Genomic DNA, 20,272 nt, shown 5'->3' with positions numbered 1-20,272 from the left:
CGGGCTGCCCGCGTGCGCCCGGTCATGCAGCGTTTGAGGCCGCGCGCAATCGGCCTCGTGTCAGGTCTAGAGAGATCATGTCTTCACAACCTCATACTGTGCTGCCCTGGTTCGTTCGCCGGACCAGGCTGCCCCTGCTGTCGTCGCGGTGCGTGGACTGCCTGTCGGAGTCGGCCACCACCGGCGAGGGCAGGTTCCGCGTCAACGCCAACGGCAAGCTGCTGGACGTGTGGCTGCTGGTCCGCTGCGTGTCCTGCGATCGGACGGGCAAGCTCACCGTGCACGAGCGGGCGCCGGTCAGATCCTTCGATCCGGCCGAGCTCGACGGCTACCACGCCAACGATCCGAAGCTGGTGGCGGCCACGCTCCTGGATCCGCTGCTCGCTCAACGTAACCGCTTCACCCTGGACTGGAGGGGGGCCTGGCGGCTGGACACCCCGTCGGTATGGCCCGGTGGGGCGTGGCCGGTCCAGGTGGAGGTCGTCTTCGCGGATCCGGTGCCGGTGCGCCCGGATCGGCTCATGGCGCAGGGGCTCGGTTTCAGCAGGAACGAGGTGCTGCGCCGGGTCAAATGCGATATTTCGTTGCGCCGTACGACGAGCACCGGGTTCACCTTCACCGTGACGGCCGGGGAGTAGCGGGGACGAGCCGTCAGGCGTCCGCGCGAAATCCCTCTCGTCCTCCGGGCGGCTCCGGCGGAGTTTCCCATGGTGTCCCTTTGGTCGTCCTGACCGAGGGGGCGGGATCGGCCGGTCAAACGGCGCCCGGCCGCATGGTTCGCGATCAGGCGCGGCCGGGGCCCTGGCGGTCCCGGTCGTGGTGTTCGCGCTCCGGCACCGGATCCCGGTGCCGGAGCGTGTGGTTCGCGATCAGGCGTGACCGGCGGGGATGGTGCCGAGACGGCCCGCCTGGTAGTCCTCGAACGCCTTGACCAGCTCCGCCTGGGTGTTCATCACGAACGGCCCGTAGTGCGCGACCGGCTCGCCGATCGGGCGGCCACCGAGCACGATGACCTCCAGGTTGGGGCTGCGGCTCTCCTGCGTACCGGCCGCCGAGAGCGTGATGGTCTCGCCGTCGGTGCCCAGCCCGGGAAGGCTGCCGAAGCCGTCGAAGACGGCCAGCTGGCCCGATTCGATCGGCTGCCGGTCGCCGCCGACGGTGCCGCGTCCCGACAGGACGTACGCGAGCGCGTTGAAGTCCCTGCGCCAGGGGAGCGTCAGCTGGGAACCGGGGCTGAGGGAGGCGTGCAGCAGGGTGATCGGGGTCCGGGTGGAGCCGGGGCCGGTGAACTCGCCGACCTCGCCCGCGATGAGGCGGACCAGCGCTCCGCCGTCGTGGCTGCTGAGAAGGACGACGTTGGTCCTGCCGATGTCCTGGTACTTCGGCGCGACCATCTTCTCGCTGCCCGGCAGGTTGACCCAGAGCTGGATCCCGTGGAACAGGCCGCCCTTCTGGACCAGCCACTCCGGGGGAGCCTCCTTGTGCAGGATGCCGCCACCGGCCGTCATCCACTGGGTGTCGCCGTCGGAGATCGTGCCGCCGCCGCCGTGCGAGTCGGCGTGGTCCATCACGCCGTCGATCATGTAGGTGACGGTCTCGAAGCCCCGGTGCGGGTGCCAGGGGGTGCCCTTGGGCTCGCCCGGCGCGTAGTCGACCTCGCCCATCTGGTCCATCATGATGAACGGGTCGAGATACTGGGACTTGATCGTCGCGAGTGCCTTGCGGACCGGGAAGCCCTCTCCCTCGAATCCGCTCGGCGCGGTGGTGACGGCCAGCACCTGGCGCTCGCGGGTCGCGTTCAGCGGCTGCGGCAGGCGGGGCAGGGTCAGCGGGTTCTCTACGGTCACGGCGGGCATCTTGGATTCCTTCCTGCGATGTTCGCCGGTGATAACTCAGTTGATGTTTCAACTATTCCATGACGAGTGAGGCCGTGGCAATGGAGTTGCCACGGCCTCGACGACGAACATGTTCGGCTGAGCGGGGATCACCTCCCGACGACGTTCCCCGCCGTCCGGCCGGACGGGGATCACCTCCCGGCCGCCGTTCCCCGGGCGGGATCACCTCCCGGCCGTCGTTCAGCTAAACGGGGTCACCTCCCGGCCGTCGTTCATCGAACGGGACCACCCTCCGGACGGACCTACTTCCCTCGGGCCAGCGCGAAGCCGCCCCGGCTCAGTGAGATCAGTTCGGGGTACGCGGTCCGCTCGTCCAGCGCGCTGGCCGGGTCGCTGGTCAGCGTGGTCACGACGTAGGTCCTCCCACCGGACGAGCGGGCCAGGTGCGACAGGTCGTAGACGCCCATCTCGGAACCGCCCTTGGCCCAGACCGTCGGCCACTTCTTCCCGTCGAGCTTGATCCCGAGGTCGTTGGCCGACATCGCCGCGCTCACCTGCTTGCCTCCCAGCTTGAGGAGCCCGGCGTAGGCGCGGCAGACGTCGCGGGGCGAGCCGAACCACTCCACCGTGTCGATCTCCCTGGGCTTCTGCCAGAGCACGATGTCCGACAGCGACTGCCCGGCGACCGTGTCCTTCAGGTAGGCGCGCTTGCCCGCGGTGTCGAGCGCCAGGTAGGCGCGGGCCTGCGCGGGGTGGTTCACGCCCTTGAGCAGGAAGATCTCGCGCGTGGTGAGGAGGGGGATGTTCCGCTCGGGATGACTCGACCACCGCCGTACCGTGGTCTCCACGGCCTTGCGGCCGACCGTGTGGATCAGGATGTCGGTGGCGGTGTTGTCGCTGATCGAGATCATCAGCTTGGCGGCCTCCATGACCGTGGTGGTGCTGCCGTCGGGACGGTCCGTCAGCCCGCCCTCGCCCAGGCTCTTCCACTCGGGCTTGATCGTGAGCTTGGTGTTCCAGCTCAGCCCGCCGTCGCGGATCCTCTCGGCCACGGCGCCCAGCACGTACAGCTTGAAGATCGAGCCCAGTGGCCGGACCGTGTCCGGCGCCACGGCGTGCGCGACGTCGCACCTGCCCCGCGAGTCGATCTCGGCGGCCAGGAAGCCCACCCTCGGGGCGACCTCGCGGAGCCGGGCGTCGAGCTGCTTCCAGCTCTTGGGCGCGGCGGGCTCGGGGGGCTCGGGAGGCGTCAGCCCGAGCAGGTTGATCTTCCCGTCGCCGTCCACGCCGAGCTGCAGGGTGAACGCCTGCTCGCCGATCGCCCCGGTCCCGGCCAGCGCGGACGGCGTCTCCTTGGTCAGCTTCTCCAGGCGGAACCCCTTCGACGCCGTGAGGAAGGCGTTGACGCCGTTGACCGTCAGCGACGAGAGATAGCCGGAGCTGAAACGCTCCCCGAGTTCGCTCTCCGGCAGCGGCGCCCGGTCCGGCGCGCCGAGGAACCAGCGCAGCTGCCGTCCGGCGGGACTGTCCGGGATCTCCGGCTCGGCGAGGAACCTCCCGGCCGCGGCCGTCTCCGTCGTGGCCGCCGACGCGGGGACGGCCGTCGGCAGGGTCATCGCTGGAACGGCCGCGACGGCGACGGCGAGGGCCAGCAGGCGCTTCGATCGGAACGGCAACCGCATGAAATGCTCCTTCGGATGTTCTCCGGCGTTGCGGCCACCTCCCCGATGGCCCTCATCCGAAACTAGGGAGCGCTCCCGTCCCGCGACACCCGGCGGTCCTCCGTCTCGCGGGTGCGGCGAACCGCACCGGATGTGCGGACAACCCCCTGGACGGCGGAGTCCGTGACGGGCCACCCTACGTCCCATGACGTCCACGGCCTCTCGGACCGCTCGGGCACCCGCGCAGCCGCCGGGCCCGTCGAGGTCCGCCACCCCGCTCCGCGCCCTCGCCGCGTCCATGGCCGCGGTGTCGGTGACCGGGATCGTCGCGGGCGCCCTGCTGGAGATCGGCATGCCCGTGCCGTTCAGCCAGTGGCTGTTCGTCGTGGCCTGCGCGATCCTGCCGTCGGTGGGCCTGCTCATCGCGGTCAGGCGCCCCGACAACCCCTACGGCTGGCTGCTGCTGGTCACCGCCTGCTGCCTCGGCCTCGGCTGCCTCGGCGTGGGCCTCCTGACGGCGTACGGCGAGGCGCACGGCCCTCTCTCCGTGACCGCCGCGCTGCTGGTTTCGCTGTTCTCCGTCTTCTACGGCCTGAGCTGGGTGTTCGTCCCGCTGATCTTCCCCGACGGCGGGCTGCCCTCGCCGCGCTGGCGCCCGGTCGCCTGGATCGCCGGGACGGCGATCCTCCTGCACTGGCTGGGCGTCCTGCTGAGCCCGGACGAGATCTACGCCTCCGCCTTCCCGTACGGCAACCCGCTGGGGCTCGAAGGCCCGGCGGGGTTGCTCGCCGCGTTCGTGGGCGGGTTCGGGCAGCTGGCGGTCTTCCTCGTGGCGCTGCTGGTGCTGGCCTCCCTCGCGCTGCGCGCGCGGCGCGGGCCCCTCGTCGAGCGCCGCCGCCTCCGCTGGATGATCCTCGGGATGGTGGCCGCCCTGAGCGGCTCCGGGCTGACACTGATCTTCGGGCAGGGGGGCCACGCGGTGAGCTGGCTCGGCGTCGTGACCGCGGTGTCCGCGCTGCCCGCGGTGATCGCCGCCGCCGTGTTCCGCCACAACCTGCTCGACGTCCGGGTGGGGGTCAGGGGCTCCAGGCTCTTCCTGGTCTTCGACCTCAGGCCGACGGTGGACGAGCTCCTGACGGAGCTCGGGCCCGGCCTGGAGGCGGCGGAGCCCGTGGAACAGCTGGGAAGGCTGGCGGAGGCCGTACGGGCGGGCCTGGAGACGCGGTGGGCCGCCGTCACGCTCGCGGACGGCACGCGGGTGGTGGCGGGCGGCGAGGACGGCGGGACGGTGCTCACCGTACCGGCGGGGCTGGGGCACATCGCCTGCGGACCCAAGGTCGCCGGGCGCTTCAACGCCGAGGACCGCAGGCTGCTCGGCTCGCTCGCGGTGCCGATCGGGCTGGCGATCCAGAGCGCGGGGCTGGCGGCACGCCTGGTCAACGCGCAGGAGGCCGAGCGGCGGCGGATCGAGCGCAACATCCACGACGGTGCGCAGCAGCAGCTCGTCGCGCTGATCGCGGGGCTGGAGCTGGCCCGCGCCACCGGGGGTGGCTCCGACAGCCTGGCGCTCCTGCGCGAGCAGGCCCGCCAGACCCTCACCGACCTGCGGGAGCTGGCGGCGGGCATCCACCCGTCCGTGCTCAGCCAGGGCGGCCTGGCGGAGGCGGTCGAGGAGCGCTGCTCGCGGCTGCCGGTGACCACGGTCGTGACGGCCGATCCGGCGCTCCGCTCGCGCCGCTTCCCCGACGAGATCGAGGGGGCCCTGTACTTCACGGTCAGCGAGGCCGTCGCCAACGCCCTCAAGCACGCCGAGGCCTCCAGGATCGAGGTGCGGCTGGCCTGGTCGGGCGGGCGACTGCGGGTCGCCGTCTCCGACGACGGCAGGGGTTTCGAACGGGGCGGGCCCGGCCGCGGGGGCCTGGGCCCGCTCTCCGACCGGATGGTCGCGCTCGGCGGCGGCCTCGACGTCTCCTCGGCGCCCGGCGAGGGTACGGTGGTCGGCGCCTGGGTCCCGATGCCGGACGACGCGCCGGACCGGCGTGCCGACCGGCGGACCGGCTGACGTGCAGGACCGGACCGGCGTGCCGGACCGGCGTGTCGACCGACAGGCCGGACCGGATAAACCGACCGGACCGGCGGCAGGTCAGCCGAAGACCGCGGGCGGGGGGACGGGGATGACCACGGCGTCGCCGTCGTTCAGGGGGCGGGCTCCGGCGATGAAGTTGACGATGTCCTCGCCGTGCACGCAGCGGGCCTGCGTGAGGCCGCCCGCGGCCCTCCTGGTCAGGTCGGAGACGGGCAGGGGGACGCGGGAGGCGGCGACGATGAGGTTGCCGAAGCGGCGTCCGCGCATGACGCCGGGCTCGGCGAGCAGCACCACCCGGGGGAAGGTGCCGCGGACGGTGGCGAGCACCCGGCGGGTGAAGGCCAGCCCCTTGCCGTCGGCGACGTTGATCAGCACGGTGCCGTCCGCGCGCAGGACGCGGGCGACGTCCCCCATGTACTCGGAGGTGGCCAGCTCGATCGGCATCGTGGCGCCGCTGAAGGCGTCCAGCACGAGCAGGTCGGCCGAGGCGTCGCCGAGCCCGGCGGTGGCGGTGCGGCCGTCGAGGATCCTGACCCTGAGCCGGGGCACCGACTTCAGCCGGAGCTGGTCCCTGACGAGCTGGACGAGCCCCTCGTCCGGCTCGGCGACGATCTGCCGGGACCCCGGCCGGGTCGCCGCGACGTAGCGGGGCAGGGTGCAGGCGCAGCCGCCCACGTGCACGACGTCCAGCGGGCCCTCGCCGAGGAGGTCGATGACGTCGGCCATCAGCCGGACGTACTCGAAGTCGAGGTAGGTGGCGTCGTCGAGGTCGACGTACGACTGTGGCACGCCGTCCTTGGAGATCACCCAGCCCGAGGGCCGGTCGAGGTCCCGCAGGAGATCGACCTCGCCGAAGGTCACCGGGTACCGTCCCGGCATCGGCTCCCGCTCTTCCCGCCTGCCCATCGGCCCTCTTTCCCTGATGTGAACCCGATGACGCGAGCCCGATGACGCGAACCCGAGGGAGAAACCATATGCGCAGTCGCGACCGGTTGGTGCGTGTAGGGCAGATCACAACCTACGAACGCGTAACCTACGCTACCGTAGGTTCATGGCCCCGATCCTCGCAGAAACACTCGCAGAGTCCGTCAAGCCCCGCCTCCGCGGCTGGTTGCACGCGGGGGCGCTGCCCGTGGCGCTGGTCGCGGGGTTCGTTCTCGTCGCGCTGGGGCCCACCCTGGAGGCGAGGCTCGCCGCCGCGATCTACGCGATCACCTCCGGCCTGCTCTTCGGCATCTCGGCCACCTACCACCGGGGGACGCTCTCCCCGCGCCAGGAGGAGGTGCTCCGGCGCCTCGACCACGCCAACATCTACCTGATCATCGCGGGCACCTACACCCCGTTCGCGCTGCTCGCGCTGGACGGGGTGGCCAGTACGGTGGTGCTCGGGGTGATCTGGACCGGCGCGGTCGCCGGGGTCCTCTTCCGGGTGCTGTGGCCCGGCGCTCCCCGCTGGCTCTCGACCGCGCTCTACATCGGCCTCGGCTGGACGGCCGTCTTCGTGCTGCCCCAGCTCGTGGCGGGCGCGGGGGTGGCCGCGGTCGCCCTGCTCTTCCTCGGCGGGCTGCTCTACACGGCGGGAGGGGTCGTGTACGGCACGCGCCGGCCCGACCCCTCTCCCCGGTGGTTCGGCTTCCACGAGGTCTTCCACGCCTTCACCGTCGCCGCCTACGTGGCGCAGTACGTGGCGGTCTCGCTGGTGGTCCACGCGGCGGCGTGACGCCCCGGCGGTCTCCGTACCGCGCGGGCCGCTCAGTTCGCGGCGAGGGCGAGGCGCCGGGTGGCGAGCTCGGCGTAGAGCGCGGCTCCGTCGGGCAGCACCGCGTCGTCGAACCTGGCCTCGGGGGCGTGGTTGTAGGCGGCCCTGCCCGGATCGATGTCCGCCGGGCAGGCGCCGAGCGCCACGAAGGCCGACGGCACCTGGTCGCAGACGAACGAGAAGTCCTCCGAGCCGGTGAACGGCTGGGGGGCCTCGAAGAAGCGCCCCTCGCCGTAGACCTCGCGGATGGCCGAGCCCGCGAAGTCGGCCTCGGCGCCGTCGTTGACCGTGACCGGGTAGCTCACCTCGTAGTCGGCCTCCACCTCCAGCCCGTGCGCCGCCGCGATGCCCTTCACCAGGGTCACCGCCCGTTCCTGGACGCGCGCGTGCGCGGCGGACGAGAACGACCGGACCGTGGCCTCGAAACGGGCCTCCTCGGGGATCACGTTGTCGGCGCTGCCCGCGTGGAAGCTGCCGACGGTGACGACCACGGGGTCGAACACGTCGAAACCGCGCGTCACCATGGTCTGCAGCGCGGTCACCATCTCGCACGCCGCCGGGATCGGGTCCCTGGCGCGGTGCGGCGAGGCGCCGTGGCCCCCGGCGCCGCGTACGGTCACCGTGAACCTGTCCGCGGCGGCCATGATCGGGCCGCCCCTGGTCACGAAGACGCCCTGGGGGAGCATCGAGCTGATCACGTGCAGGGCGTAGGCCGCCACCGGGCGCTCGCCCGTCACGTCCAGCACGCCCTCGTCGATCATGATCTGCGCGCCGCCCGGTCCCTCCTCGCCGGGCTGGAACATGAAGACCACGTTCCCCGCGAGCCGGTCGCGCCCGGCGGCCAGCAGGTGCGCCGCGCCCGCCAGCATGGTCGTGTGCAGGTCGTGCCCGCAGGCGTGCATCCGCCCGGCCATCCGCGAGGTGAGCGCCGCGTCGCCGCGCTCGGAGACCGGGAGGGCGTCCATGTCGCCCCGGAGCAGCACGGTCGGGCCCGGCAGTGAACCGCGCAGCACGGCGGTGATCGAGCTCAGCCCCTTGCCGAGCCGTACCTCCAGGGGCAGGCCGGAGAGCGCTGTCAGCACCTTCTCCTGCGTACGTGGCAGGTCGAGGCCCAGCTCGGGCTCCCGGTGCAGGGCGTGGCGGAGACGGACCAGCTCGTCCCGCATGTCGGCTGCGGATTCGCGAAGGGACATCGGGCATTTCCTCCTGGCGGTCATACTGCCTTATCGCACGATAGGCCGATTTGACCGGCCTGTGGTCTCGACGGGAGCGATCTCCGGGAAGGAGAGCGGTCATACGGGAGAGGCCGGGCCGCACGGTCCGGATGTTCATGCCCGGGTCGCATACTCGCACGAAAATCTTCATAAGAATCGGGTCTGATGCGTAATGTCTCCGTGTAGACGCGTCAATGACGGGGGATCATCTTCTCGGGATCACCCTGGAGGGGACATGGACGTTCATGGCCGTCTCGCCCGTCATCTGCTCGTCGACGGCTACCGGCTCGTACTCGACCTCGAACGGAGCCGGGGTTCCCGGCTCGTCGACGCCCGCACCGGCCGGAGCTACCTGGACTTCTACAGCTTCTTCGCCTCGGCCCCCCTCGGGGTGAACCCGTTCGACGACGATCCGGAGTTCCTGGCGCTGCTCGGCAGGGTCGCCGCGAACAAGCCCGCCAACTCCGATCTCTACACCGGCCACCTCGCCGACTTCGCCGAGACGTTCGCCCGGGTGCTCGGCGACCCCGAGCTGCCGCACCTGTTCTTCGTGGAGGGCGGCGCCCTCGCCGTGGAGAACGCGCTCAAGTGCGCCTTCGACTGGAAGAGCGGCCTCAACACCTCGCGGGGACGCTCCCCGGAGCTCGGCACCAAGGTCCTCCACCTCACCCGCGCCTTCCACGGGCGCAGCGGCTACACGCTCTCGCTGACGAACACCGACCCGATCAAGACCGACCGCTTCCCGAAGTTCGACTGGCCCAGGATCGAGGTGCCCGCGGTCCACCTCGGCGACGTCGAGGCGGCCGAGGAGCGGTCCCTGGCCGCGGCGCGGGCGGCCTTCGAACGCCACCCGCACGACATCGCCTGCTTCGTCGCCGAGCCCATCCAGGGCGAGGGCGGCGACAACCACATGCGGGCGGAGTTCCTGCTCGCGATGGAACGGCTCTGCCACGAGCACGACGCCCTCCTCGTCCTGGACGAGGTGCAGACCGGGGCGGGGACCACCGGGACCCCCTGGGCGTACCAGCAGCTGGGCCTGCGTCCCGACATCGTGGCCTTCGCCAAGAAGGTCCAGGTGGGCGGGATCATGGCGGGCCGCAGGGTCGACACGGTGCCCGGCAACGTGTTCCAGGTCAGCGGCAGGATCAACTCCACCTGGGGCGGCGGGCTGGTCGACATGGTCCGCTCCCGCCGGATGCTGGAGATCGTGGAGCGCGACGGCCTGATCCCGCGCGCGGGCAGGCTCGGCGCCGAGCTCCTCGCGGGACTGCTGGAGATCCAGGAGCGCTTCCCCGAGCTGGCGGAGAACGCGCGCGGGCGCGGCCTGATGTGCGCCTTCGACCTGCCGGACGCCGTGGAGCGCGACCTCCTGGTGGCCCGGCTCAGGGAGGAGGAGGGCGTGCTGCTCCTGCCCTGCGGCGAGCGGTCGGTACGGTTGCGCCCGGCGCTCTCGATCACCTCGGAGGAGCTGGCGGAGGGCACGTCCGCCATCGCCCGCGCCCTGGAGGCCTCCCGCTGCCTGCGGCTCTCCGCCTAGCGGCGCGGGAAGCCGGTGGCACGGGGTGTTGTGCTTTCACCCGGACGTGCTCGCGGGTGAGGGCCGCCGGTCCCGGGCGGGGACCGGCGGCCGGGCGAACAGGGTCAGCCCGTCGCGGTGGTGGCGAAGACGGGCGGGATGAGGCCCGCGGCGAGGTCGGCCTTGAACGCCTTGTCCATACCGGCGCAGAACGCCGCCGCCGTCTGGTCGCCGTTCACCACCTTGTCGATGTTCTCCAGGATGTACTGCTCGGCCTTGCCTCCGTAGGAGGTCCAGGTGGTGTACCCGACGTTGCCCTTCTCCGAGGCGTTGTTGATCCTCAGATAGTGGTCGACGACCCGCTGGTCGACGCCCGGGGGCACGTCGGCCTGGGTGAACTTGATCGGGAGCGGCACCCGCAGGTTCGCCGCGGTGGCCTCCCACATGGTCGTGACGTCCGAGAGCATCCAGCTCAGGTAGGCCGCGGCGGCCGGGAGGTTCTTGGAGGCGGCGTTGAGCGACATGGTGCCGCCGACCGACAGCGGGTAGACGTCGGAGGGCACGCCGGGTGCGAGCGGGGGCAGCGGCGCGTCGGCCCACTCCGAGCCCGCCGCCTTGAAGTACTCGTCCATGGCTTCGAACTCCCAGCTTCCGGAGATGTACATTCCGGCCTTGCCCTGGGCGAGCATGGCGTACTTCTGCGGGTCCTGGAGGGAGAAGTACTGCTTGGCGCCGCCCGCGAAGTAGCCCTTGCCGAAGTAGTCGGCCAGGAGCTGGATCGAGTCGACGAACGACTGGTCGGTGAAGGGCAGTTTGCCGGTGAGCGCGTCGTGGATCTTGCCGGGTCCGGCCACGCCGTTCATGAACGAGCTGACCAGCCAGTCGGTGGCGCCCTGGAAGGTGGCGTTGGCGTTGACGAACGGCACGATGCCCTTGGCCTGCATCTCGCCCGCGAGCTTCTCCAGGGAGGCGCGGTCGGTCGGCGGGGTCCAGCCGTTCTGGTCGAAGAGGGTCTTGTTGTAGAAGAGCGCGAGGGTCTCGTAGTAGAGCGGGACGGCCAGGAACTTCCCGTCGATGACGCCCATGTCGTAGGCCCACGGCAGGATGCGTTCCTTCCAGCCCTCCTTCTCGGCCAGCGGCCCGAGGTCGGCGAGGTAGCCCGCCTCGGCGTAGGGGATGGCGGTGGAGGAGCCGGGGGTCTCGATGAAGTCGGGGCCGCGCCCGGCCGCGAGGGCGGTCTTGACCTTCTGCCCGAGGGTGCCGCCGGTGCTGGGGATCGCGTCGACCGTGACCTTCGGATACATCTTCTTGTACGGCTCGATATACCACTTCTCGAAGTCCTTGACCGACTTCTCGTCGTTGGAATCGAGGTCGTACCACATCGTGACCTTGCCGCCGAGCTCCGCGGGGGCGGCGGCGGTGGGCACGACGGTGTTGTTCTTGACCGCGGGGGGCTCTGCGGCGCAACCGCCGAGCAGGGTGAGTGCGGCCGCCAACGCGAGCACACAGCGACGTGTGACCATGTCTGGCTCCTTTTCGCCGGTCAGAAGGGAGGGACCGCGACGGGCACGCCGCCGCGTTGGGCCGAGGCGTGGGCGGCGATGCCGACCGCCGTCCAGTTCGCGGCCCGGATATGGTCGATCACGGGCGGGCGGCCCTCGACGACGGCGGACACGAATTCGTGCACGAGATGCGGATGCGAACCGTCGTGGCCGCCGCTCGTGTACCTGCGGATCTCCTCGGGCAGCAGGTCGGGCCGGTCCGGCGGGATCACCGGTTCGGTCGTGACCTGACGGCCCCTGGCCTCCGTCGGAGGCCGGAGTGTGTGGAGGACCATGTCGCGGTCCCATTCGAAACCGAGCCGGTCACCGTAGACGGAGAAGGTCTCGGCGTAGGGGCGGGCCACCTGGTAGAGCGAGCGGGTCAGCTCGACGACGGTGTCCCCGCCCGCCACCCGGACCAGCGCCGACTCGACGGCGAACTCGTTGTCGTAGCCGCCCCGGTTCTCCGGTTCGAGCAGGCCACCCCCGAGGGCGGCGACCTCCAGGGCGGGGGCGTCGAGCAGGTGCAGGATCGGCGCGATCGCGTGGGTGGCGTAGTGCATGGGCGGCAGGCCGCGCCAGTAGCCGGGCCAGCCGGTCATGTCCTGGGTGTGCACCCCCCGGGCGAGGTTGATCTTCCCGAAGGCGAGGCCCGCGGCGTACAGGCAGGCCCGCGTGTAGACCGCGGTCTCCATCATCATGTACGTCGTCCCGGACCGTTCCCGAGCCTCGACGACGCGGGAGAGGTCCTCGAAGGACAGGGCCATCGGCACCGTGCTCGCCACGTGCTTGCCCGCCTCCAGGGCGGCCACGACGTGGTCGGCCCGGTCGGTCAGCCCGGTGACGACGTGCACCGCGTCGACCGTGGGGTCGGCCAGCACGTCGTCCAGCGAAGAACCCTCGGTCGGGTCGGCCGTCACCACGGACGACACCAGGGGATGGTCGCGGTAGATCGGGACGAACTGTCGTCCGAACCCCAGTCCCGCCACCGCGACCTTGATCATCGCCCTGACTCCGGGAACAGCGCGGCCAGCGCCTCGGCGAGACGGAGGTTGGACTCGCGGGTGCGGCCCGCGTTGTGCGGGGTGTGCACGACGTTGTGCCGTCCGAGGAGCGGGTCGTCCAGCGGCACCGGTTCGACGTCGAACACGTCGGCGGCCAGGGCGAGCTCGTCGGCGAGCACCCTCCGGCGCAGTTCCGGCATGTCGACGACGGCCGCCCGGGTCACCAGCACGACCAGGCAGCCCTTGGGCAGGGCCCGGATGTGCTCGGCGGTGACCAGCCCCTCGGTGCCCGGCAGCAGCGGCACCATCGGCGCGAAGATCTCCGCGTCGGCGAGCAGGTTCTCCAGGTGGTGGACCCGGCGCGCGCCCGACCGGTGGAAGGACGGCTCGGCGGCGAACGGGTCCCAGGCGGCGACGTCCGCGCCCAGCATGTGGGTGAAGGAGGCGTAACGGCTGGCGATGTTGCCCGCGCCGACGATCCGCACCCGGGTGCCCTCCACGGTGCCCGCGGTGAAGCCGGGGTTGTCGGAGTACTGGCCGTAGGAGTAGTTCCACGGGTCGAGGCTCTGGACGATCTCGTGGTGCGTCTGCGGGATGCGCCGCAGCGCGCCGATCGTCAGGCCGAGGGCGAACTCGGAGACCGACTGGCCCCAGTAGCCCTCCGACGGCAGTTTGAGCTGCCGGATGCCCCGCGACCTCAGCAGCTCGTCCGTCTCCTCCGGGGCCCGGTAGCCGGAGCTGGCGTACATCTCGGCCAGCGCCGGGAACCGGTCGAGGTCCTCCGCGGTGGGGAGCGCGCCCAGGGAGATCAGCCGCTCGGTGTCCGGGGGGAGGTCCTCCAGGGTGGCCTGGCGGGTCAGGGTGGCCCCGGGCAGCAGGCCGAGCAGGTGGTCGGCCGTGAAGGGCCAGTGCCACTCGAACTCCGGGGTGGCGGCGATCGTCGTCTTCATCGTGGTCCTCATGTGGTGAACGACGTCCAGATCTCGTCGATGGTCTCGGTGCCGGCGGGTTCGGCGAACACCGCGACCCGGTGCCGGAAGGCCCGGCTCTCGCCCTCGCCGAGCGTCCACGGCCCGGCGACGCAGGCGCTGGGCGCGACGCCGAACTCGTTGTCGACCCGCCAGGGCACGGGGTGTTCGAGGTTGCCGGGGTGGTCCATCACCGCGACCTGTACCTCGCCGGTGTGGCCGGGCACCGCCATGCTCACCGCCACCCAGCGGGCCCGCCGCCCCTCGGCCGCCATGTCCCGCTGCCCCTCGCTGTTGACCGCGTGGCCGCCGGTCTCCTCGCGATACGGCATGCGCAGGAACAGCCCGCCGTACGGGTACTGCCCGAACGTCAGCGGGACCTCCGCCTGGAAGGTGAGCACGACGTCCAGGTCGTAGCGGTCGCCGTGGTCGGTGAGCAGCCAGTCCTGGGTCTCCCGCATGAGCGGGGAGCCGTCGGGGTGGCGGTAGTCGGTGCCGACCGACCACCACGCCCTGTTGTCCCGGGCCCCGGGGGTGCCCTGGAGGCGGGGGTGGAAGGTGCCGTCGGTGGCGGCGTGGGCGGGGCGCAGGCCCTCCAGCCAGAAGCCGACGCCGTTGACGTCGTTGAGGCCGACGTAGAGGCCGTGCTGCCACGGGTGGTGGCCGGGCGCGTCCTCGGTGATCGCCGCGGTGCCGCCGGGCACCACGATCGGGTGGACGAAGGGACGCCTGCCGGGGGTGGCGTTCTGCACCACGATCGGGGTCCGGGACCCCTTGTGGAAGACACCGGCCCATCCGGCGTCCGCGAGGACGGTGAGTTCAGTGGTCATTGCCGTACACCGGGATGTCGAGTTCGACGCCTTCCAGGGCCGACTGGTGGGCGCGGATTCCGGCGCTGGTCCAGTTGGCGGAGGCGTACACGTCGGGGAAGGGGCGGCGGTTCTCGATGACGGCCATCAGGAACTCGTGCGCCAGGTGGGGGTGGGAGCCGCCGTGGCCGCCGCCCTGGGTGAAGGACAGGTGCTGGTTGCCGTCGGCGTCGTAGACGCCCTTGGTGGTGAAGTGGCGGATCTCCTCGGGGAGCAGGCGGGCGAAGTCGGGGACCTCGCTCCGCTCGCCGTCCTCACCGGTGAAGACCACGGGGTGCTCCCGTTCGAGCTGCTGCCACTCGTAGCTCCGCAGGGAGCCGTACACGTCGAAGCTCTCCACGTACTCGCGGGCGACGTCGTACAGGGACCGCGTGACCTCCATCGCCAGGTCGGAGTCGCGCAGCGAGAACACCGCGCTCTCCACGGCGAAGTGCAGGCCGGACCCGGGATCGCGACCGCCGACCAGCCCCGATCCCACGCAGCGCACCGAGGCCGCCCGCGCCCCGGCCAGCGCCAGCAACGGCGCCACCGCGTGGGTGGCGTAGTGCATCGGCGCCATGCTCCGCCAGTAGTCCGGCCAGCCCGCCATCTCCTGCATGTGGGCGCCGCGCAGGAACTGGATGCGGCCCAGCGCACCGCTGTCCAGCAGCTCCTTCGCGTAGAGGAACTCCCGCGTGTAGACGGCGGTCTCCATCATCATGTACGCCCTGCCCGACGCCTCCTGGGCGGCGACCACCCGGGCGCAGTCCTCCACCGAGACCGCCATGGGCACCGTGCACGCGACGTGCTTGCCCGCGTTCAGCGCGGCCACCGACTGGTCGGCGTGGGCGCCGATCGGGGTGTTGATGTGCACCGCGTCGATGCCCGGGTCCTCCAGCATGGCGTCGTAGTCGGTGTACCGGCCCTCGATGCCGAACCGGTCGGCGATCTCGTTGAGGGGGCCCTCCGACCGCTGGCACACGGCGACCAGCTCGGCGTTCGGATGCGCCTGGTAGATCGGGATGAACTCGGCGCCGAACCCGAGGCCCGCGATGGCGACCCGTACCTTCTCTGTCATGGCGTCAAAGGTACGAACGACGCTGAACTGGGACCATGCAATTTCTCGCAGCCTTCCTTCGATTTAGTACATTGTGAAAATGGCGGAAACCCGACACGTCGCCCTGCTCGTCGAGACCTCCAACGCGTACGCCAGGGGCCTGCTGGTGGGCATCAAGAAGTACCTCGTCACCCACCCCGGATGGTCGATCTACCTGGGCGAGCACAGCCGCCAGGAGACCGACCTGTCGTGGCTCGACGGCTGGCAGGGCGACGGGGTGATCGCCCGCATCGAGAACGCCGAGACCGCCCGCCAGGTGCGCCGCCTCGGGGTGCCCGCCATCGACCTGAGCGCCGCCTACCTGGCGCCCGAGCTGTCCTGCGTGGAGACCGACGACGACGTGATCGCCCGGCTCGCCGTCGAGCACTTCGCCGTACGGGGCCTGCGGAACGTCGCCTACTGCGGCGACGCCCGGTTCGGCTGGTCGGTGAAACGCGGCACCGGGTTCGCCGCGCACGCCGCCCGGCACGACCTGGCCGCGTCCGAGTTCCAGATGGAGCACACCCGCCACCTGGCCGCGGAACGCGAGGCGATGGCCGGATGGCTGCTCGGGCTGCCCAAACCGGTGGGCGTGCTGGCCTGCTACGACATCGCCGGGCAGGAGATCCTGGAAGCCTGCAAGATCGCCGGTCTGGCGGTGCCGGACACCGTCGCCGTGCTGGGCGTCGACAACGACGAGCTGATCTGCAACCTGACCACGCCGCCGCTGTCGAGCATCCAGCCCGACACCACCCACACCGGTTTCCTGGCCGCCTCGCTGCTCGACCAGATGATGTCCGGCCAGGCCCTCGCGCCGAGGCTGCACCTGATCGAGCCGCTCAGGGTGGTCACCCGGCAGTCGAGCGACATCCTGGCCGTCGACGACCCGATCGTGGCCAGCGCGCTCCAGCTCATCCGCGACCGCGTCGACGACTGCCTGGCGGTGGAGGCCGTGCAGCGCCACGTGGGACTCTCGCGGCGCTCGCTCGACTACCGGTTCACGCGGGTGCTGGGCCGTACCGTCCACGAGGAGATCACCCGGGTCCGCATGGAGCGCCTCGCCGACCTGCTGATCCAGACCGACTGGTCGCTGCCGCAGCTCGCCGGGCGGATGAACTTCAGCCACTCCGAGTACATGGGCGTGGCCTTCAAGAAGTTCACCGGCAAGTCGCCGGGCGAGTACCGCCGGGCGCACCACTCGCGTTAGCCCTTCACCCCACCGCTGGCCAGGCCCGCGATGAACTTGCGCTGCATGAAAAGGAACAGCAGCACGGCGGGCAGCGTCATGATGACCGCCGCCGCGTTGACCAGCCCGAAGAGCTGGGTGTGCCCCTGGCTGTACTGCAGCAGCGCGGTGGCCATCGGCAGCTTCTCCGGCGTGGTCACGAAGATGACCGCGAAGAGCAGCTCCGAGTACGCCCCCAGGCCCGCCACCAGTCCCACGGTCAGCAGCCCCGGCCTGGCCAGGGGCAGGATGACGCGCCAGGCGATCTGCCACTCGTTGGCGCCGTCGATCCTGGCCGCCTCGTCGAGCTCCCTCGGGATGCCGACCAGGAACGTGCGCAACAGCAGCACCGAGAACGGCGTGTTCAGCGCCACGTAGATGATGATCAGGCCGAACAGGCTGTCGATCAGGGCCAGGTTCGACCAGAGGAAGAACAGCGGCACGATGAACATCTGCACCGGCAGCGAGATCACCACGAACAGGTAGTTCTCCACACCCCGCTTGAACGGCAGGTCGAGCCGCGCCATCGAGTAGGCGCAGGCGCCCGCGCACACGCAGGTGCCGATCACGGTGCCGCCCACCAGGACGACGCTGTTCCACATGCCCCGGCCGATACTGCCCCGCGTCCAGGCCTCGACGTAGTTGCCGAACTCCAGGCCCGAGGGCAGGCCCAGCGGGTTCAGGCCGAGTTCCAGGTCCGACTTGAACGAGTTGAACACCAGGATCAGCAGGGGCAGCCCGGCGAACAGCGCCAGCAGGGTCAGCACGAAGTAGGAGATGGGGGTCCGCCGGACCCCGCCCGACGTCCTGGAGGTCACCGCGAGTCCTCGTTTCTGCGGATGAAGTGGAAGATCACCAGGAGGACGCCGCCGAGCAGCGAGATCACCAGCGCCATGAACGAGGCGTAGCCGGGTTCGAGCGCGGTGAAGGCGGTCCGGTTGACCAGCAGCGACACCAGGTCACTGGATCCGGCGGGGCCACCGGCGGTGAGCGCGAAGGAGTAGTCGAAGGCCAGCAGCGAGCCGAGCGAGATGATCATGATGGCGAACATCAGGGTCGCCCGGATGCCGGGCAGCGTGACGTGCCAGAACTCGCGGAACGGCCCGGCCCCGTCGATCCGGGCCGCCTCGAACAACGACGGGTCGACACTCTGCATGGCGGCGAGGAACAGCACCACCAGGAAGCCCCAGAAGTGCCAGTTGTCGACGAACGCGACGCTGTAGAGCGACAGGTTCGAGTCGCCGAAGAAGTAGACGTCGTTGAGCCAGGTGATGCCCATCTTGTCGAGCTGCGCGGCGATCCCGGTGGCCGGGTCGAGCAGGCTCTTCCAGATCTGCGCGTTGACGACGCTGGCGATCACGTACGGGATGAAGAAGACCACCCGGAACAGGGAGGCGCCACGGCGGACGCGCGACAGCATGAACGCCCCGAGCAGGCCCATCGCCATCGGCACGGTCAGGAACAGCACCAGCCAGATGAGGTTGTGGCCGAGGGCGTTCCAGAAGGTCGGGTCCTCGACCAGCCGCCTGGCGTTGTCCAGGCCGGTGAAGTTGGGGGCGGAGAAGCCGTTCCAGTCGGTCCAGGCGTAGTAGAGGCTGCTCACCGCCGGACCGGCGATGACCAGCAGGTTGATCGCGAGCGCCGGGAAGGCGAAGGCGATGGCCACCAGCCTCCGCCTGCGCCGTCGGCTGCGGCCCTCGTCCAGGAGGGTCGCCGCGGTCACCCCCGACCCCCCGCACCGGTCTCGAACGCCGGTGACACCGGTGACGCCGTCCTGGCGAACCCCTCGCCGACGCCCGTGCCGGACGCCTCGGGGCGGCCGGCCGGTTCCACGGCGGTCCCGGGCGCTGTGGCCGGCCGTGTTCTTCCGGGGGACCGATAGATCATCGCCGGCTCCCTTCTTCTGCGTTCTGCGGCATTTCTGCCATATTGCGTCATATGTACCTTTGCTCCCGTTGGATACGGGAAGGACACGCAAAGCGTTACGGTGCCGTATCAACCGCGTGTCCTTTGTTGGAGCAACGTACGAAGCCCGCACCCGCAGGACCATGCAGAATCCCGCTGGGATCCTTCGATTTCTTACACGCATGGCCCGCCGAAGGGTCGGCTGGATCGCCGCAGGTGGGCGGGGGGCACAGCTCGGCGTGGACGCGTGGCTGTGTGACCGCGTGGACGCGTGACAGCCCGTCCCGGCTGGATCGTCGCGTCAGCCGGATCGCCGTATCAACCAGATCAAGCCGGGTTTCCGCTTCGGCGAGGCCCTCGACGGCCACGTGCGGAGCCGTCGGGCGGATCCGGGGCCTTCAACCCCCTGAAGATCGGAAACCCGTACGGGGCCCTAGTGGGGCTGGGGTTCCTCGCGCGCGGCCCGTTCCAGCCACAGGTCGATCGCGGTGACCCGCGAGTCGACGCCGAGCTTGGCGTATATCCGGTTCACGTGGTTCTTCACGGTCTTCTCGCTCAGGAACAGGTGCTGGGCGATCTGCCCGTTGGAGCGACCCGTCGCGATCAGTTCCATGACCTCGGTCTCACGCCTGCTCAGACCCGTCACGACTCTGGGCTCTGCGTCGAACGGGGCATCGTCGACTCTCATCCGGCCTCCGTGGCTGCAACACGGTCAGGTCGCCGAACCCCCGATCCTCACGGCGTAGCGATAGCAGCGAGCATAACCCGCAATATCCACTTTTGGTGGGTAGTGGGGCTAGAAATGCAGAACGGCCGGTCCCTGGGGACCGGCCGTTCTCATGGGGTGAGTGAGGGGACTTGAACCCCCGGCATCTAGGACCACAACCTAGCGCTCTGCCAACTGAGCTACACCCACCATCGCCGCCGCAGCAGCACATGAAAAGTGTAGCGGTCTTTGGGAGTCGTTTCGTACCGGGTTTCTCGTGAAACGCTCAAGACCTGCGGGTGGACACGCCCTCGGCCAGCTCCCTGGCGGTGGCGGAGTCGGGGCCCGGCTGGGACACGAAGACCGCCGCGCGGTAGTAGCGCAGCTCCCTGATGCTCTCGACGATGTCGGCCAGCGCCCGGTGGCCGCCCTGCTTCTCGGGTGAGGCGAAGTAGACCCGGGGATACCAGCGGCGGGCCAGCTCCTTCACCGAGGAGACGTCGATCATCCGGTAGTGCAGGAAACCGTCCACGGCGGGCATGTCGCGGGAGAGGAACGACCGGTCCGTGGAGATGGAGTTGCCGCACAGCGGGGCCTTCTTCGGCTCCCGGATGTGGCTCCTGATGTATTCGAGCACCATGGACTCGGCCTCGGCCAGCGTGACACCGCCCTCCAGCGCGTCCAGCAGGCCGGAGGCGGTGTGCATCTCCCGCACCACCTCCGACATCTGCTCAAGGGACTCGGGCGGGGGCTTGATGACCACGTCCACACCCTCGTCAAGCTGATTCAGCTCGCCGTCGGTGACCACGCAGGCCACCTCGACAAGCGCGTCACGGCCAAGGTCGAGCCCGGTCATCTCACAGTCGATCCAGACCAGCAGGTCACTCATAGCCCTCAGGGTAGTACTC

The 20,272-nt window shown here is 70.5% G+C and carries 18 protein-coding genes and 1 tRNA gene; 5 read left to right on the top strand and 14 right to left on the bottom strand.

Features of this window, described 5'->3' with window-relative positions:
* Positions 1 to 98: 98 nt before the first annotated feature.
* Positions 99 to 638: a DUF1062 domain-containing protein gene (locus ACW9TB_RS04835; RefSeq protein WP_472746697.1), complete on the top strand. Its 540-nt coding sequence runs from the start codon at positions 99 to 101 to the stop codon at positions 636 to 638.
* Between the two features lie 231 nt (positions 639 to 869).
* On the opposite strand, the gene ACW9TB_RS04830 is transcribed toward ACW9TB_RS04835, so the two are convergent.
* Both ACW9TB_RS04830 and ACW9TB_RS04825 read right to left on the bottom strand, forming a co-directional pair.
* Entirely contained in the window at positions 870 to 1,856 is a 987-nt protein-coding gene (locus ACW9TB_RS04830) for a pirin family protein (RefSeq protein WP_472746696.1), read from the bottom strand.
* A 281-nt stretch (positions 1,857 to 2,137) separates the two neighbouring features.
* The gene (locus ACW9TB_RS04825) at positions 2,138 to 3,517 is read right to left on the bottom strand and encodes a serine hydrolase (RefSeq protein WP_472746695.1); all 1,380 of its coding nucleotides are present in this window, start codon (positions 3,515 to 3,517) and stop codon (positions 2,138 to 2,140) included.
* Positions 3,518 to 3,701: 184 nt separating this feature from the next.
* On the opposite strand from ACW9TB_RS04825, the gene ACW9TB_RS04820 reads away from it, so the two are divergent.
* Positions 3,702 to 5,558, top strand: a complete 1,857-nt coding sequence (locus ACW9TB_RS04820) for a sensor histidine kinase (protein ID WP_472746694.1) — start codon at positions 3,702 to 3,704, stop codon at positions 5,556 to 5,558.
* Positions 5,559 to 5,639: 81 nt separating this feature from the next.
* Here ACW9TB_RS04820 and ACW9TB_RS04815 read toward each other — a convergent pair whose 3' ends face one another.
* Positions 5,640 to 6,488 (bottom strand): spermidine synthase, encoded by an 849-nt coding sequence (locus tag ACW9TB_RS04815; protein WP_472746693.1) that lies wholly within the window; start codon positions 6,486 to 6,488, stop codon positions 5,640 to 5,642.
* A 145-nt stretch (positions 6,489 to 6,633) separates the two neighbouring features.
* Between ACW9TB_RS04815 and trhA the strand changes: the two genes are divergently transcribed.
* Positions 6,634 to 7,302, top strand: coding sequence for a PAQR family membrane homeostasis protein TrhA (gene trhA, locus ACW9TB_RS04810; protein WP_472746692.1), 669 nt, complete (start codon positions 6,634 to 6,636; stop codon positions 7,300 to 7,302).
* A 32-nt stretch (positions 7,303 to 7,334) separates the two neighbouring features.
* Here trhA and ACW9TB_RS04805 read toward each other — a convergent pair whose 3' ends face one another.
* Entirely contained in the window at positions 7,335 to 8,534 is a 1,200-nt protein-coding gene (locus ACW9TB_RS04805) for a M20 metallopeptidase family protein (protein WP_472746691.1), read from the bottom strand.
* 256 nt (positions 8,535 to 8,790) lie between these two features.
* On the opposite strand from ACW9TB_RS04805, the gene lat reads away from it, so the two are divergent.
* Positions 8,791 to 10,092, top strand: coding sequence for an L-lysine 6-transaminase (lat, locus tag ACW9TB_RS04800; protein ID WP_472746690.1), 1,302 nt, complete (start codon positions 8,791 to 8,793; stop codon positions 10,090 to 10,092).
* Between the two features lie 104 nt (positions 10,093 to 10,196).
* On the opposite strand, the gene ACW9TB_RS04795 is transcribed toward lat, so the two are convergent.
* Genes ACW9TB_RS04795 through ACW9TB_RS04775 form a run of 5 tightly spaced genes read right to left on the bottom strand, consistent with a single transcriptional unit; the run spans position 10,197 to position 15,510 of the window.
* A complete protein-coding gene (locus ACW9TB_RS04795) occupies positions 10,197 to 11,594 on the bottom strand; it encodes an ABC transporter substrate-binding protein (RefSeq protein ID WP_472746689.1) in 1,398 nt (465 codons plus the stop codon).
* Between the two features lie 20 nt (positions 11,595 to 11,614).
* A complete protein-coding gene (locus ACW9TB_RS04790; protein ID WP_472746688.1) occupies positions 11,615 to 12,616 on the bottom strand; it encodes a Gfo/Idh/MocA family protein in 1,002 nt (333 codons plus the stop codon).
* Positions 12,613 to 13,578, bottom strand: a complete 966-nt coding sequence (locus ACW9TB_RS04785; RefSeq protein WP_472746687.1) for an NAD(P)-dependent oxidoreductase — start codon at positions 13,576 to 13,578, stop codon at positions 12,613 to 12,615. Before ACW9TB_RS04785 ends, ACW9TB_RS04790 begins: the two co-directional genes overlap by 4 nt.
* Positions 13,575 to 14,414: a DUF6807 family protein gene (locus ACW9TB_RS04780; protein WP_472746686.1), complete on the bottom strand. Its 840-nt coding sequence runs from the start codon at positions 14,412 to 14,414 to the stop codon at positions 13,575 to 13,577. The genes ACW9TB_RS04785 and ACW9TB_RS04780 overlap by 4 nt, the downstream gene beginning before the upstream one ends.
* Positions 14,404 to 15,510: a Gfo/Idh/MocA family protein gene (locus ACW9TB_RS04775; RefSeq protein WP_472746685.1), complete on the bottom strand. Its 1,107-nt coding sequence runs from the start codon at positions 15,508 to 15,510 to the stop codon at positions 14,404 to 14,406. The genes ACW9TB_RS04780 and ACW9TB_RS04775 overlap by 11 nt, the downstream gene beginning before the upstream one ends.
* Before the next feature lie 79 nt (positions 15,511 to 15,589).
* Between ACW9TB_RS04775 and ACW9TB_RS04770 the strand changes: the two genes are divergently transcribed.
* Positions 15,590 to 16,735, top strand: a complete 1,146-nt coding sequence (locus ACW9TB_RS04770) for a DNA-binding transcriptional regulator (RefSeq protein WP_472746684.1) — start codon at positions 15,590 to 15,592, stop codon at positions 16,733 to 16,735.
* Here ACW9TB_RS04770 and ACW9TB_RS04765 read toward each other — a convergent pair.
* The 5 genes from ACW9TB_RS04765 to orn form a co-directional block, all read right to left on the bottom strand.
* Positions 16,732 to 17,571, bottom strand: a complete 840-nt coding sequence (locus ACW9TB_RS04765; protein WP_472746683.1) for a carbohydrate ABC transporter permease — start codon at positions 17,569 to 17,571, stop codon at positions 16,732 to 16,734. The genes ACW9TB_RS04770 and ACW9TB_RS04765 overlap by 4 nt on opposite strands.
* Positions 17,568 to 18,476, bottom strand: coding sequence for a carbohydrate ABC transporter permease (locus tag ACW9TB_RS04760; protein ID WP_472746682.1), 909 nt, complete (start codon positions 18,474 to 18,476; stop codon positions 17,568 to 17,570). Before ACW9TB_RS04760 ends, ACW9TB_RS04765 begins: the two co-directional genes overlap by 4 nt.
* Before the next feature lie 615 nt (positions 18,477 to 19,091).
* Positions 19,092 to 19,346 carry a helix-turn-helix domain-containing protein gene (locus ACW9TB_RS04755; protein WP_362687442.1) on the bottom strand — a complete coding sequence of 85 codons (255 nt, stop codon included), beginning with the start codon at positions 19,344 to 19,346 and terminating at the stop codon, positions 19,092 to 19,094.
* A gap of 152 nt (positions 19,347 to 19,498) precedes the next feature.
* Positions 19,499 to 19,574 (bottom strand) — tRNA-His (locus ACW9TB_RS04750).
* A gap of 76 nt (positions 19,575 to 19,650) precedes the next feature.
* Positions 19,651 to 20,253 carry an oligoribonuclease gene (gene orn / locus ACW9TB_RS04745; protein ID WP_472746681.1) on the bottom strand — a complete coding sequence of 201 codons (603 nt, stop codon included), beginning with the start codon at positions 20,251 to 20,253 and terminating at the stop codon, positions 19,651 to 19,653.
* Positions 20,254 to 20,272: the final 19 nt, after the last annotated feature.

It is taken from the genome of Streptosporangium sp. H13245 (assembly GCF_055690525.1).
Note: the sequence above shows the minus strand (reverse complement) of the source record. Positions and strands in the feature narration are given on the sequence as shown.